This is a genomic window from Flaviflexus equikiangi, assembly GCF_014069875.1.
Classification (GTDB): Bacteria; Actinomycetota; Actinomycetes; order Actinomycetales; family Actinomycetaceae; genus Flaviflexus; species Flaviflexus equikiangi.
In genome coordinates, this window is record NZ_CP059676.1 from 203338 (window position 1) to 217074 (window position 13737).

Annotated in this window: 12 protein-coding genes; 7 read left to right on the plus strand and 5 right to left on the minus strand. The window is 63.8% G+C overall.

Features of this window, described 5'->3' with window-relative positions:
* Positions 1 to 138 precede the first annotated feature (138 nt).
* Complete coding sequence (groL, locus tag H2O75_RS01030) at positions 139 to 1758, plus strand: chaperonin GroEL (RefSeq protein WP_182172469.1); 1620 nt, start codon at positions 139 to 141, stop codon at positions 1756 to 1758.
* A gap of 59 nt (positions 1759 to 1817) precedes the next feature.
* Here the strand turns inward: groL and H2O75_RS01035 are convergent, their stop codons facing one another.
* Positions 1818 to 2981, minus strand: a complete 1164-nt coding sequence (locus H2O75_RS01035) for an HD domain-containing protein (protein WP_182172471.1) — start codon at positions 2979 to 2981, stop codon at positions 1818 to 1820.
* Between the two features lie 132 nt (positions 2982 to 3113).
* Between H2O75_RS01035 and H2O75_RS01040 the strand changes: the two genes are divergently transcribed.
* Both H2O75_RS01040 and H2O75_RS01045 read left to right on the plus strand, forming a co-directional pair.
* Complete coding sequence (locus H2O75_RS01040; protein ID WP_182172473.1) at positions 3114 to 3908, plus strand: SDR family NAD(P)-dependent oxidoreductase; 795 nt, start codon at positions 3114 to 3116, stop codon at positions 3906 to 3908.
* A complete protein-coding gene (locus H2O75_RS01045; RefSeq protein WP_182172475.1) occupies positions 3905 to 4654 on the plus strand; it encodes a lysophospholipid acyltransferase family protein in 750 nt (249 codons plus the stop codon). Before H2O75_RS01040 ends, H2O75_RS01045 begins: the two co-directional genes overlap by 4 nt.
* Before the next feature lie 29 nt (positions 4655 to 4683).
* Here the strand turns inward: H2O75_RS01045 and H2O75_RS01050 are convergent, their stop codons facing one another.
* The 4 genes from H2O75_RS01050 to H2O75_RS01065 all read right to left on the minus strand — a co-directional run bounded on the left by H2O75_RS01050 (position 4684) and on the right by H2O75_RS01065 (position 9653).
* Positions 4684 to 6153: a sensor histidine kinase gene (locus H2O75_RS01050; protein ID WP_182172477.1), complete on the minus strand. Its 1470-nt coding sequence runs from the start codon at positions 6151 to 6153 to the stop codon at positions 4684 to 4686.
* 2 nt (positions 6154 to 6155) lie between these two features.
* Positions 6156 to 6869: a response regulator transcription factor gene (locus tag H2O75_RS01055; protein WP_182172480.1), complete on the minus strand. Its 714-nt coding sequence runs from the start codon at positions 6867 to 6869 to the stop codon at positions 6156 to 6158.
* 106 nt (positions 6870 to 6975) lie between these two features.
* Positions 6976 to 7737: a PspA/IM30 family protein gene (locus H2O75_RS01060; RefSeq protein WP_182172483.1), complete on the minus strand. Its 762-nt coding sequence runs from the start codon at positions 7735 to 7737 to the stop codon at positions 6976 to 6978.
* Positions 7738 to 7772: 35 nt separating this feature from the next.
* Complete coding sequence (locus tag H2O75_RS01065) at positions 7773 to 9653, minus strand: TPM domain-containing protein (protein ID WP_182172486.1); 1881 nt, start codon at positions 9651 to 9653, stop codon at positions 7773 to 7775.
* 200 nt (positions 9654 to 9853) lie between these two features.
* Here H2O75_RS01065 and H2O75_RS01070 point away from each other — a divergent pair, with 200 nt between their 5' ends.
* The 4 genes from H2O75_RS01070 (at position 9854) to H2O75_RS01085 (ending at position 13732) form a co-directional block, all read left to right on the plus strand.
* Entirely contained in the window at positions 9854 to 10228 is a 375-nt protein-coding gene (locus H2O75_RS01070) for a cold-shock protein (RefSeq protein ID WP_182172489.1), read from the plus strand.
* Positions 10225 to 10992 (plus strand): DUF3027 domain-containing protein, encoded by a 768-nt coding sequence (locus tag H2O75_RS01075; RefSeq protein WP_182172492.1) that lies wholly within the window; start codon positions 10225 to 10227, stop codon positions 10990 to 10992. Before H2O75_RS01070 ends, H2O75_RS01075 begins: the two co-directional genes overlap by 4 nt.
* Positions 10992 to 12212 carry a mannose-6-phosphate isomerase, class I gene (gene manA, locus H2O75_RS01080; RefSeq protein ID WP_182172495.1) on the plus strand — a complete coding sequence of 407 codons (1221 nt, stop codon included), beginning with the start codon at positions 10992 to 10994 and terminating at the stop codon, positions 12210 to 12212. Before H2O75_RS01075 ends, manA begins: the two co-directional genes overlap by 1 nt.
* An 86-nt stretch (positions 12213 to 12298) precedes the next feature.
* Entirely contained in the window at positions 12299 to 13732 is a 1434-nt protein-coding gene (locus tag H2O75_RS01085) for an NCS2 family permease (RefSeq protein ID WP_259365269.1), read from the plus strand.
* The last annotated feature ends 5 nt before the right edge of the window (positions 13733 to 13737 follow it).

Sequence of the window (13737 nt, forward strand, 5' to 3'; positions counted from 1 at the left end):
GTGCCAGAATCTAATTAGCACTCTCCATGCGAGAGTGACAGAATTTCGACCGATGAGGTCATGACGGTCCGGAAAGTCCGGTCCGGAGTGATCGTCCGTCGCGGGCGTCGGTCGCACCAGTGGAGGTTTATCACCGCTATGGCTAAAACCATTGCTTTCAACGAGGATGCTCGTCGCAGTATGGAGCGCGGACTCAACATCCTCGCAGACACCGTCAAGGTAACGCTTGGCCCCAAGGGCCGCAACGTTGTTCTCGACAAGAAGTGGGGCGCCCCCACGATCACCAACGATGGTGTGTCCATCGCCAAGGAGATCGAGCTCGAGGATCCCTACGAGCGCATCGGCGCCGAGCTTGTCAAGGAAGTTGCGAAGAAGACCGACGACATCGCGGGTGACGGCACCACGACGGCGACCGTCCTGGCACAGGCACTCGTCCGTGAAGGTCTCCGCAACGTCGCCGCAGGCGCCAACCCGATCGCCCTCAAGAAGGGCATCGACGTGGCCGTCGCAGCCATCACCGAGCGTCTCCTCGCAGACGCCAAGGAGATCGAGACGAAGGAAGAGATCGCAGCGACTGCCGCTATCTCCGCCGGCGACTCCGTTATCGGCGAGCTCATCGCCGAAGCACTCGACAAGGTCGGCAAGGAAGGCGTGGTCACCGTTGAGGAGTCCAACACCTTCGGCCTCGAGCTCGAGCTGACCGAGGGCATGCGCTTCGACAAGGGCTACCTGTCCCCCTACTTCGTCACCGACGCAGAGCGCCAGGAAGTCGTCCTCGAAGACTCCTACGTCCTCCTCGTCGAGTCGAAGATCTCGAACGTCAAGGACCTGCTGCCCCTCCTCGAGAAGGTCATGCAGACCGGCAAGCCCCTCGTCATCATCTCGGAAGACATCGAAGGCGAAGCGCTTGCTACGCTCGTCGTCAACAAGATCCGCGGCACCTTCAAGTCCGCAGCCGTCAAGGCACCGGGCTTCGGCGACCGCCGCAAGGCCATGCTCCAGGACATCGCGATCCTCACCGGCGGCCAGGTCATCTCCGAGACCGTCGGCCTCAAGCTGGAGAACGCCGATCTCGACCTGCTCGGCCAGGCCCGCAAGATCGTCATGACCAAGGACGAGACCACCATCGTCGAAGGCGCCGGCACCACCGAAGCCATCGAGGGCCGCGTCAACCAGATCAAGGGTGAGATCGAGAACTCGACCTCCGACTACGATCGCGAGAAGCTCCAGGAGCGTCTCGCCAAGCTTGCTGGCGGCGTTGCTGTCATCAAGGCTGGCGCAGCGACCGAGGTTGAGCTCAAGGAGCGCAAGCACCGCATCGAGGACGCTGTCCGCAATGCGAAGGCCGCTGTCGAAGAGGGCATCGTCCCCGGTGGCGGCGTTGCACTCATCCAGGCCGCCAAGGACGTCATCGACGGCCTCGGCCTCGAGGGCGACGAAGCGACGGGCGCGGCGATTGTCGCTTCCGCCGTCTCCGCACCGCTCAAGCAGATCGCCATCAACGCGGGCCTCGAAGGCGGCGTCGTCGCTGAGAAGGTCGCCAACTCTGCCAAGGGTGTCGGCCTCAACGCAGCCACGGGCGTCTACGAGGATCTCCTCGCAGCCGGCGTGAACGACCCGGTGAAGGTGACCCGCTCTGCCCTGCAGAACGCGGCCTCCATCGCCTCCCTGTTCCTCACCACCGAGGCTGTTGTCGCAGACAAGCCTGAGCCTGCCGCACCGGCAGCCGGTGGCGACGACATGGGCGGCATGTACTAAACCGTCATAGTTGTGGGGGAGCACCGTGGTGCTCCCCCACACGTGTCTCTCCAGCGGATTTAGTAGTCGGGTTCGCGTTCGAAGCCGGCACGGGCCGAATCGTCATCGTCATGCCACTCGGGCGTGGGTGCCGATGGTGGGCTTGCCTGCGACGGGGCGGACGGCGGGGAGGCGACCGGGGACGGTGGGGTGGCGATACTCTCGCCCGGCAGGCCGCGCTGGCGCCGCGCCATACGTTCCTGCATCTTCCGCGCGATCTCCTCCCGCTCAGCCATCTTCTTCTTCTCGGTCGTCAGCGTGCGGGGAGGGCTGCCCGGCTCGGAATCATCGGGGATGGTTTCCAGCGATGATCTGTCCGACTCTTTCTTGGCAGCGGGCGGCAGGCTGTCAGGGGAGGCGATCTCCTCCACTACCCGCTCATTGCCCTGCCGAAGCTTCGCGTACTCCTCGGGGGAGAGCGGCCTCTCCTCGCCGCGGGGGAGCGGTGCGGCTTCCTCCGCCGACCTCTCATCGTGCAGCGCGGCCAGCCGCGTCTCGATCCGCTCGAGCTCACCGGCGAGATTATCCCGGGCGGGGCCCTCCCACTGGCGTCCGAGAGGGGTGAGGAAGATCTGCCGGCGCGCCAAGAGCTTCCCGATGATCTCGCGGCGTGCGCGGAGGAACGCCTCCTGCGGGACGTGGCTGTACTCCTTGCTCACCTGATCGAGATATTTCGTGTACTTTTGGGGGCCCGCCGCGAGGGCGCCGAGATGTGCGTCGCGCAGGGCAAGCTTGTCGATATCGATCGCATTGAGCGTCGTCGATATCGTGGGATCGATCTCTCGAGGCTGCTTCTTCATGCCCGTGATGAGGTCCGCGACTCGGTCGACGGTAGCGGGCGCGATGCCGATAGCGGCCAGTTCGGAGCGTGCGACTCGCGCCGACTCGACCTCGTTCTCGCCGCCGTTGCGCGTATACGTGTCCTTGTCCGCAGTGGAGAACACGCACCCGTGATAGAAGGCCGCCAGGCTCACGAGCTCCGGGTGATGGGTCTCCGGCGCGAGAGTCGTGATCCTCGACAGCATGTCGCAGAGATGATGAAGGCCGTGGTGGTGGCGGTTGGGTGCGCCCCAACGGCCCATGAGCCGCATGGCGGCCGCTGACAGCTCCTCATCGGACGCCGTGGCACCAGCCGCCCGGGCACTGCGGATAAACGTGGGGAGAAGCCACTGTGGGTAATCCATCGAGTTTCGAAGCCTTTCTGCGATCACCGGAAGTCTAGACTCTTGCGGGTCAAGTTGCGACAGGCTCAGTGTCCCGCACCGGGCCGGTGTGCATTACCCTGGGAGATACTACTCGTAAGGAAGGTCGATCCCATGGCTAAGAGTCCCCACCCCCGCATCTTTGGGTGTGCTCTCATCACTGGCGGGACCTCCGGAATGGGACTAGAGTTCGCGCGCCAGCTTGCCGAGCGGGGTCTCGATCTCGTCCTCGTCGCGCGTGATGCCGACAGGCTCGAACGGACCGCGACGATGCTGGAGTGGCGCTACAAGGTGAAGGTCGAGGCCATCGTCGCCGACCTGGCCACGACCGAGGGGCAGGATGCTGTGGCGGCCCGCCTCGCAGACGCCGACGCTCCGATCGAAGTGTTCGTCAACAACGCCGGAGCTGGGCTGTACGAGCCCCTGGTCACCGAGAACTTCGCCCCCCACAGAACTGCTCTTGAGGTCATGCTGTGGGCCGTGCTGCGGCTCGGCGCCGCGGCGGGCGGCGCGATGAAGGAACGCGGACACGGCATCATCATCAACACGGCCTCGATCTCGGGACTGGTCCCCATGGGCGGCTATTCCGCCATCAAGTCCTGGGCGCGAACCTATTCAGAATCTCTCTACCTTCAGCTCCGTGACCATGGCGTTCATGTGACGACCTTCATGCCGGGCTGGGTGCGCACCGAGTTCCATCAGCGCACCGGAGTCAAGACATCGAACATTCCGGACTTCCTGTGGCTGGAAGCGGATCGTGTCGTGCGGGAGTGCCTCGATGACACGGAGAAGGGCAAGGTTCGCTCGATTCCGTCCAAACGGTTCAAGGCGATCGGCTTCTTCGCAGAGCGCGGCCCCCAGGGCGTGGTCAGGTCCGTGGTCCACTCGATCAACAAGGGGCGCCAGTGACTACCCTTCATCCGCTCACCCAATACACGTCACGTTCCCACCGGATCGCGCGGAGGATCATACGGCGCGGCATAGCGCGCCCTCTCATCTCCTCCATCGTCTCCGCCTCCGTCGAGGGCGAAGAGCTCGTCGAGGGGCTCACGGGTGCCTTCATCGTCGTCGGCAACCACTCCAGCCATCTCGACGCGCCGATGATGTTCACGCTCCTTCCGGCTGATATCACCGAGAATCTCGCGACCGGCGCAGCCGCCGACTATTTCTATCGGAAACGCTTCGTATCCCGGTTGACCGCGCTGTTCTTCAACACGTACCCGATCGAGCGCAAGGGCAAGATCAAGAAGTCGTCCGGGCGGGGACTCACGTCCCAGGAGGGGCCCAGCCCCGCCGCCGGTATGACGGGGCGCCTGCTCAAGGCCGGGATACCGATCCTGATCTTCCCCGAAGGCACACGCTCCCGTGACGGGCGCATGGGAGAGTTCAAGGCGGGAGCAGCCGCCCTCTCCCAGAAGCTCGGCGTTCCGATTGTTCCCATCGGCCTCATCGGGGGACACGATGCGATGCCGGTGGGGGCGTTCTGGCCGAAGCCGGGCAGGCCCCGAGTCAAGCTCGTCATCGGGGCTCCCATGCAGGCAGAGAGCGATGAAACGGTCGAACACTACAATGCTCGGATCAAAGCCTGCGTCGAGGCGATGAGAGCGACAGGGCACCCTCATTCCGGTGAAGGCGTTGATCTCGACGCCGCCTAGCGCCGGCTGACTGCGTAACCGCCCGCTGCTCACTTCTCCGATCGCGCCGCGTCAGACGGTGCGGGATCCGACAGGTCTGCGGGAATGGGGAAGTTCAAAGACACCGTCGTGCCGCCACCCGGGGTGGTGCTGACGTTCGCGGAGCCGTGGTGTGCGGCGGCGATCGAGGCAACGATCGCCAAGCCAAGTCCGGATCCTCCCGAAGCTCGTGACCGAGACGTATCGACGCGATAGAACCGTTCGAACACCTTCTCCTGCTTATCGGGCGGGATGCCGGGGCCGTGATCTCGAACTTCGATGATCGCCATCGAGACCATCCCGGCCGCCGAGTTCATGCGCTCGACTCCGACCGCGACGTCGACGGCGGTCCCCGCCGGGGTGTGCTGGAGGACGTTGCTGAGCAGGTTCGAGATGACCTGAGCGATCTTGTCCCTGTTGACCCGCGCAATGACAGGCTGGGGTTCTTCGCCGTGGAGACCGATGACGCGGGCCGAATACTCTGGAGCCCGCGCATGGAAGTCCATGACGGCGCCCTGTGCGATGTCCGTGAGGTTCGCAGATGTCATCGTCAACGGCCGCGACTCGTCAAGGCGGGCAAGCTGAAGCAGGTCCTCCACGAGGCCTCCCATTCGCCGTGACTCGGACTCGATCCTGTCCATGGCCTGGCCGACCTTGTCGGGCCCGATGCCGCCCATGCGATAGAGCTCGGCATAGCCGCGAACGGATGCGAGCGGGGTGCGGAGTTCATGCGACGCATCGGAGATGAACTGCCTCATCTTGTCCTCGGAGCGCTGACGAGCATGCATACCGGCTTCGATCTGGCCGAGCATGATGTTGATCGAGCCGGCCAAATGACCCACCTCGACTCCCAGGTTCTCTGTCGGCACGCGCTGGCCGAGATCCCCTCGCGAGATCTGTCTCGTCGTGTGCTCGATGATGCGGAGGGGCTTGAGGGCGTGCTGCACCATGAAATAGGAGATGATTGCCCCGAGCGCGACGACGGAGGAGGCGATCATGAAGAGAATGAGCATCATCTCCGCCTTCGTCTGCTCCATATTCGCCAGCGGATATGCGATAGCGACAGCCGGGAACTGGTCCGAGACGGTGTTGAGGTAGATGGCGCGCCAGCTCGAGTGCTCGATCGTGCCAGGTATGGTGATCGGCTGGGCGGGCTCCCCGTCGAAGACGGCCGTCACATCCTGGGGTGTGCCGTAGCGCTCCTGCATCGACGGCGACATGTACTGCCAGTCCGCGTTGAACTCGTTCTTCACATAGATGTAGTAGGGGGAGGGGACGACCTGGACGTTCGTGCCGGTGAGGGCACTGAAGGTCTGTTGAGCGATCGTCGCGCCCGACGACTTCAGATCATCATCCACCTGATTGAGGAGCACCTGGCTCATCACCGTCATCGTGCTCATGAACACGGCACCGAGGGCGATGGTGAGCACGAGGACGTAGAGGGCGACAAGTCGCCCCGTGAGGCTCTTCTCGTTACGCAAGACTACTTCTGTTCGCGAAGGACATAGCCGATAGCGCGCTTCGTATGGATGAGGGGCTTCACCTCGACACCGAGCGCCTCGGACGAATCGATCTTGCGCCGCAGATACGAAATATAGGACTCGACGATCGAGATCTCGCCGTTCCAGTTGTAATCCCACACGTGGTCGATGATCTGTTCTTTCGACACGACGCGTTCTGCGTTGATCATGAGATAGCGAAGGAGCTTGAACTCGGTCGGAGAGAGCTCGATGTTGACTCCCGCGCGGTGCACTTCGTACGAATCCTCGTTGAGGACAAGATCGGCGTACACGATGTTGCCCTCCTCCCGTTCGTCGTTGGTGCGGCGCAGGATCGCGCGGATCCTGGCAACTACCTCTTCAAGCGAGAACGGCTTCGTCACATAGTCGTCGCCGCCGATCGACAGGCCGCGCACCTTGTCCTGGATGTCATCCTTCGCGGTGAGGAAGAGGACGGGAAGGCCGGGCTCGTGCTCGCGGAGCTTCTTCAGCACCTCGAAGCCGTCCATGTCCGGCAGCATGATGTCGAGGACGACAAGATCGGGGTGCACGAAAGATACCTGGGAGACGGCCTCATGACCATCGGCCGCCATGCGCACCTCGAAGCCGGCGAAGGACAGCGATGCGCTGAGAAGCTCGCGGATAGACGGCTCGTCATCGACAACAAGGATTTTTGCTTCAGAACTCATGACACCCATTATCTTGAAGTTTGCTGGACGTTGCCTGTGAATGGGAGGCGAGTTTCCTCAATGAGGGGACCCGGTCTCCCAGGTCCCCTCGAATGATCCAGACAGCTACCGGATGCTAGTAGATCGTCGTGTTCTCTCCGGACTCGATCTCGCCCGGGCGCTGCTTGGCAGCCTTGAGGGCCGCGAGACGCGCCTCGATCTCGACATCCTGGGAATGGTCCTCGAGCTCGGCGAACTGGTCTGCCAGCGAGGAGCCCTGGAGCTCCTTCCTGCCCGCGACCACAGCCTCCTGCCGGCGGATCTGCTCCTCGTAGCGGGAGATCTCCGACGTGGGATCGAGAACGTTGATCGACGCCATCGATTCCTGGACCTTCGCCTGGGCCGCGACAGACTTCTGGCGGGCGACGAGAGAGTCCCTGCGCGACTTCAGCTGATCGAGCTTCTGGTGCATGGTCTGCAGGCCGGCCTTCAACTGGTCGACGACCTGGTTCTGCGAATCGATCATGGGCTCCGCGGAACGGGCCTCCGACTCGGCGGCGATCTGCTTCGAGAGCGCCACCTTCGCCAGATCGTCGAACTTCTTGGCATTGCCCTCGTCGCCCGAGGAGCGGAACTGCTCGGCGCGATCCGATGCTGCGATCGCCTTGCGGCCCCAATCCTCAGCCTCCCGCATGTCCTCCGCGTGATCGGCCTCCGCGAGACGGAGGTTGCCGATCGTCACAGCAATCGCATCCTCCGCCTCAGCAATGGAATTCGTGTAGTCGCGGACGAGCTGATCGAGCATCTTCTGGGGATCCTCCGCACGATCGAGGAGGGAGTTGATGTTTGCCCGAGCGAGCTGGCTTACGCGACCGAGAATGGACTGTTTTTCAGCCATGGTGAACCTTTCGTTGGAAATTGTGAACGTAACAGTTAGAAATCGATGCCTCCGCCGAAGCCGCCCCCGCCGCCTCCGCCGCCGAAGCCTCCGCCGCCGAAGCCGCCCCCGCCGAAGGAGCCCGAGGAGAAGCCGCCACCGTTGTTGCCGCCTCCGAAACCGCCGGAGAGGATCGAGCCGATGAGGAGCCCCGTCATCATGTTGTTGCCGCCCCCGCCGCGGCGTCCGCCGTAGAACTGGCTCTGGTCGAGGCGGCTGATGTCGTTCTTCGCCTCGTCTTCGGCGCGGCGTGCGTGACGCTCGGCCTCCTGGAAGTGAGAGAGCTTCTCGTCGATACCGGAGGCTCGTTCGCCTGCCGACATGGCGGAGCGAGCGGCGGCGAGGGAGGTGCGGGCCCCGGAGCCGATGGTGCGGCGGTTCGAGTCGATGAGGATATCGGCTGCGTGAATCCTGCGGTCGGCAGCATTCCGGGCCTTCTCCACGCCTGCGATAAGGCGCTGATGGTTCTCCTCAGCCTGGCGCACACCCGCAAGAGCGGAGTCGATAGCGGTCTCAGCCTCCTCGAGCTGGCCGAGCGCAAGGATCGGATCGGCACTCGAGTCCACGGCGTACGAGAGTGCGCGCTCCGCCGCAGCCTGGCGGGCCAGGATCGTCTGATCGCCTCTGCCGAGACGCTTCGCATCCTCCACATCGGACGAGAGGGATGCGATGGCCTTCTGCAGGTCCTTCTTCGCATTGAGGAGGGTCTGTTCGGCATTCGTCACCTCGTCGAGAAGGTGAGAAGCCTGCTGGACGTGGGACTCGGCGATCCGAGCGAAAACGGAGGCCTGGGAGCGCTGATCGAGTGAAACCTGCTCCTGTCCCTTCGCCACTGCTTCCTTTGCCGCCGCGAGAAGCTCGGTCACCTTGCCCGGATACGTCTGCAGGGTGGCGAGAGCGGCCTGGGGGAAGCGATAGCCCAGCGTATCGATCTGAGCCTGGGCGGAGGGGATCCGGGGGGTGATCTCGTGGATGCGGGTGGCGAGATTGGCAAGGATCTCGTGGACGCGAGCATTCATGTCTCGAAGCTTCGCGAACTCCTCCTCCTGCGCGGCGATCGCGAGGCGTGCACGTTCCGTATGCTCGAGGATCGCCGTGTAATAGGCGTGCTTCTCAGCATCGGTGTCGGGAATGTTGTCATCGAGCTTCTTGCGGACCTCGAAGGCCTGCTGGACTTCGTCCCGTGCAAGACGGAGAGCCTCATCGAACTGGACGGTTGCCTGCAGGCCGAACTCCGCCTTCGCGAACTCGAGCTCCGCGGCAGACTCGCGCACGCCATCATCCGCCTCGATCAGGGCGTTGGATGCTCTCTTCCCGAGGGCCTCCAGATTCTCGGACGCCTTCCGTGCCTTCGCTTTCGAGCTGCGGCTCTTGCGGAACGCCGCGACGGCGATCAATGCGGCGATGAGTGCAACGGAGACGAGTGCGAAGGCGGCGAGACCGGATGAGCCTTCGCTCCCACCGGTGAGACCTCCGCCGTCGGACGACAGCTCGGACGTGATGGTTTGGATCGCGCCATCCCAGTCGCCTTCACGGAGTTCGGGACGCGCGGTGATGATAGCCGCCTCGACGCTGTTCGCGACGTCCTCGTTCAGCGACCAATAGCCCACTTCGGTGGCATCAGTGGCGATCGCAATGAGAGCGTCGCCCTCGTCGATGACAGCGGAACTCGCCTCGGCGGCCCACTGGCTGGGGCCCAGGTCTCCGAAGTCGCTGACAAAGACGATGTAGAGCTCATCGCCGCTCTGATCGGCCAGATCGTAGAGCGCATCCTCCGCCGCCTGGGGGTTCTCCACGACACCGTTCGGGTCGGAGAGCAGATCGGTTGGGCGGAAGGGCTCAACGCTCGCGACAGGCCCTCCATGGATGATCGTCATGTGACACTACTTCTTTCGGTCGATGGGTGAGCACAGTCTATCCGTTTTGTGGCTTGGGGCACCTCCGGAGAGCTGGTCCGGGGCCGTATTTCGCAACCGGCTAAGCCGGGCGGCCCCGGGTTGGACTGCCCCGAGGGCACGGCGGACGGGGGAAGGCGGTAGACTGGAGTGGCATCTCTACTATTGAAGAAGGAGCTGGCGTGCCAACTGGCAAGGTAAAGTTCTTCAGCCAAGACAAGGGTTTTGGCTACATCACCGGTGACGACGGGCGGGACGTGTATTTCCCCGAGTCGGTTCTCCCGGTCGGTGCGCGTCCCCGAAAAGGGACCAGCGTAGAGTATTCCGTTGCGGAGGGCCGTCGAGGCCTCCATGCGCTGTCCGTTGAGATCAAGGAAGCGCCCGTCTCCCTCGCGAAAGTCAACCGGCGCAAGCCGGAAGAAATGGTCCCCATCATCGAGGACCTCATCAAGCTTCTCGACAATGCGTCAGGGCAGCTGCGGCGCGGCCGCTATCCCGAGGGCGGTCAGCGAATAGCCGACGCGCTGCGGACCCTGGCAAGCGAGTTCGACGCATGAGCAGGCTGGTGCCGGTCCAGACGGTCACGAAGGAGAAGACTCTCGCGCAGGCGGTCGATCTGGCGAGGGAGGCTCTGGTCGATATCACCCCAGCAGACTCCATTGGCGACCACCAGGGCGTCGTTCTCGAGGCAGAGCGCGTCCTCACCCATGCCTTCACCTGTCTTCTTCCCGGATACTCCGGCTGGTTCTGGGCCGTCACCCAGTCTCGTGCCCCGCGCTCGCGGAAAGTCACCGTCAACGAGCTCTCGCTGAAGCCCGGCCCGGAGGCTCTTGTCGCCCCCGAGTGGGTGCCGTGGGCAGACCGTCTCGAACCGGACGACGTGTCCGGCGTGGAGCCCCTCCCGTACCGGGCAGAGGATCCGCGCCTTGTCGAGGGCTTCGAAGACACCTCGGACGATGCTGATCAGCTGCGGGAGTTCGAGCTCGGCCTCGGGCGGGCCCGCGTGCTGTCCCAGCAGGGCCGCAAGGAGGCGTTCAACAGGTGGTACAACTCCGATCGCGGGCCGGACAACCCGTCGACGCGTGCGGCGAAGGCGAACTGCTCGACGTGTGCGTTCATGATGCTCATGGCAGGGTCGGCACGAAGCATGTTCGGTGTCTGCGCCAACGAGTGGTCCCCTGACGACGGCAAGGTCGTGTCTCTCGATCACGGGTGCGGTGCGCACTCGGAGACAGATGCTCCGAAGCAGCAGAAGCTGTGGGACCAGTCGGATCCCGTCCTCAACGAGACCGACATCGAGATTGTGGAAAGCGCGACTTAGTGGAGAGGGTTCGCGGGATCGTCAAGGACTACGCGTGGGGGTCGAGGACGGCGATACCGGCACTGTTCGACCTTGGCGAGAGCGCGGCCCCGGTTGCGGAAGTCTGGCTCGGGACGCATTCGGCCGGCCCTGCGATCATCGGCGATGGCATGGTGTACGGGCGGGGCGCCGATGGCTCGGAGCAGGATCTGCGCTCCTATGTCCTCGCCGATCCCGAGGGGGCCCTTGGCCCGGACGTGGCACAGATGGGGAACACGCTCCCGTACCTTCTCAAGCTCATCGCCCCCGCGAAGCCGCTCTCCCTTCAAGTCCATCCCAGCCGCGAGCAGGCGGCCCGGCGGTTCGATGACGAGGAGAGGGCGGGAATCCCGCTGACAGCCCCGACACGCTCCTACCTCGACAGGAACCACAAGCCGGAGCTGCTTCTCGCGCTCGAGCGCTTCGAGGCCATTGCCGGCTTCCGGGCTCCACGCCGCGTCGCGGACGTGATCGCGGACCTGCCTTGCACGATCGCCGCCACGCTGTCGATGTACCTGCGTGAGGATCGAAGCGCTGCCGGTGTGCGGCGCTGCTTCGAATACCTGTTGAGCGAGGAGACGCGGCCGAGCGAGGACGAGGTGACAGCACTCGTCGAGGGCTGTCGCGCCAGGCTGGAAAGCGGCAGCTCACCATCACTGCGCGCGGATCGGATCGTCAGCCACCTGGCCGACCACTATCCCGGTGATCCCGGCGTTGTCGCCTCCCTGCTCCTCAACCCGGTCACGCTCCAGCCGGGCGAGGCCCTCTTCGTTCCCGCGGGAACCGTTCACGCCTACATGTCCGGCGTCGGCGTCGAGATCATGGCGAATTCGGACAATGTGCTGCGGGCAGGTCTGACATCGAAGCACATCGACGTGCAGGAGCTCCTCGCGACGGTCGACTATATTGCGGCCCCTCCGATTCGTATCGCGCCCGAACATATTTCCGACGTGACGCGTACCTTCTATGCGCCGGTGGAGGATTTCGAGCTGTCCGTGACGGACCTGTGGGCCTGGAACCAGGCTCATCCGCTGCCGGGTCGCGGCCCCCGTATTCTCCTCTCCCTGTCTGGTGCGATCGAGGTCGCGACGAACGAGCAGAGGATCACATTAAACCTCGGTGAGGCCGTATTTGTTCGTGCCGATGAGGGAAATCTCCAGGTCAAAGGTGTGGGTACTCTCATCCAGGCCGACGTCCCCTAGAATTCGTCTCACCATTCGGATGGGAATTTGTCCAAAAGGCGGAATGGCTGGTTGGTGATGGGTGCGGCTCGTCAAAGATCGATCGAGTGAACGAACTACTTGATCGCACGTTTAAGCTCTCCGAGCGGGGCACCACGGTTGGCCAGGAACTCCGTGGCGGCCTCGTAACCTTCTTCGCGATGAGCTACATCCTCGTGCTGAACCCGATCATCCTTTCGACCCCCGATTCGACCGGCCACTTCCTCGGCGGCGGCACGGATGGTGCTAACACCCCCGCCATTGCGGCCGGTACAGCCCTCATCGCCGGCATCATGTCGATCCTCATGGGCTCTGTCGCGAACTTCCCGATGGCGATGGCGGCGGGCCTCGGCATCAACGCGATGCTCGCCTACACGATCGTCTCCCTCCCGGGAATGACGTGGGCCGATGCCATGGGCATCGTCGTCCTCGAAGGCATCCTCATCTTCATCCTCGTCATGACGGGCCTGCGCGAGGCGATCTTCAAGGCGGTGCCGGGCTTCCTCAAGACGGCGATCTCTGTCGGCATCGGCCTCTTCATCGCTCTTGTCGGTCTCGTCAACGCCGGCATCATCCGCCCAGGATCCGGCACCCCGCTCGATCTCGGCATCAACGGCTCGATCGCGTCGTGGCCGCTCGTCGTCTTCCTCGTCGGCCTCGTCTCCATCATCATCCTCATGGTCAAGCGGGTTCGCGGCGCCATCCTCATCGGCATCGTCATCGCAACCGTCGTCGCGATCATCATCGAGGCGGTCTTCGATCTCGGCGGCCAGACGCCCGACGGGACGAATCCTGGCGGTTGGGGCCTGACAGTTCCTGCGCTCGACGGCTCCCCGGTCTCGGTTCCGGAGTTCTCGACCATCGGCGCCTTCTCCATCACGGGCCCGTTCGAGAAGATCTCTGTCATCGCGATCCTCGTCCTCGTCTTCTCCCTCATGCTTGCCGACTTCTTCGACACCATGGGCACGATGGTTGCCGTCGGTTCGGAGGGCAAGCTCCTCGACAAGAACGACAACCCGCCGAAGATGCGCCAGATCCTGGCTGTCGATTCCCTTGGTGCGATCGCGGGCGGCGTCGGCGGCGTATCCTCCAACACGGCTTACATCGAGTCCACGACGGGCGTGGCGGATGGGGCGCGCACGGGCCTCGCGAGCGTCACGACCGGCATCTTCTTCCTCCTGTGCACGTTCCTCGCCCCCGTCGCCGGCATGATCCCCTACGAGGCGGCCACTCCCGCCCTCGTGGTCGTCGGCTTCCTCATGATGCAGCAGGTCGCGAACATCGACTGGCAGGATCTCGTCGTCGGCATCCCGGCCTTCTTGACGATCGTCTTCATGCCGTTCTCCTACTCGATCACCGTCGGTATCGGCATGGGCTTCATCGCCTACGGAATCCTTGCCCTCATCGACCGCCGCAAGGTCCACCCCCTGCTCTGGATCGTCAACATCCTCTTCGTGTTCTACTTCGTCCGGGGCCCCATCGAAACAGCCCTCGGTCTGTGATGGAG

What these genes read in the sequence shown, in the direction of transcription:
- groL (WP_182172469.1), top strand. Translation starts at nt 139, where the DNA reads ATGGCTAAAACCATTGCTTTCAACGAGGATGCTCGTCGCAGTATGGAG.
- H2O75_RS01035 (WP_182172471.1), bottom strand. Translation starts at nt 2,981, where the DNA reads ATGGATTACCCACAGTGGCTTCTCCCCACGTTTATCCGCAGTGCCCGG.
- H2O75_RS01040 (WP_182172473.1), top strand. Translation starts at nt 3,114, where the DNA reads ATGGCTAAGAGTCCCCACCCCCGCATCTTTGGGTGTGCTCTCATCACT.
- H2O75_RS01055 (WP_182172480.1), bottom strand. Translation starts at nt 6,869, where the DNA reads ATGGGTGTCATGAGTTCTGAAGCAAAAATCCTTGTTGTCGATGACGAG.
- H2O75_RS01060 (WP_182172483.1), bottom strand. Translation starts at nt 7,737, where the DNA reads ATGGCTGAAAAACAGTCCATTCTCGGTCGCGTAAGCCAGCTCGCTCGG.
- H2O75_RS01065 (WP_182172486.1), bottom strand. Translation starts at nt 9,653, where the DNA reads ATGACGATCATCCATGGAGGGCCTGTCGCGAGCGTTGAGCCCTTCCGC.
- H2O75_RS01075 (WP_182172492.1), top strand. Translation starts at nt 10,225, where the DNA reads ATGAGCAGGCTGGTGCCGGTCCAGACGGTCACGAAGGAGAAGACTCTC.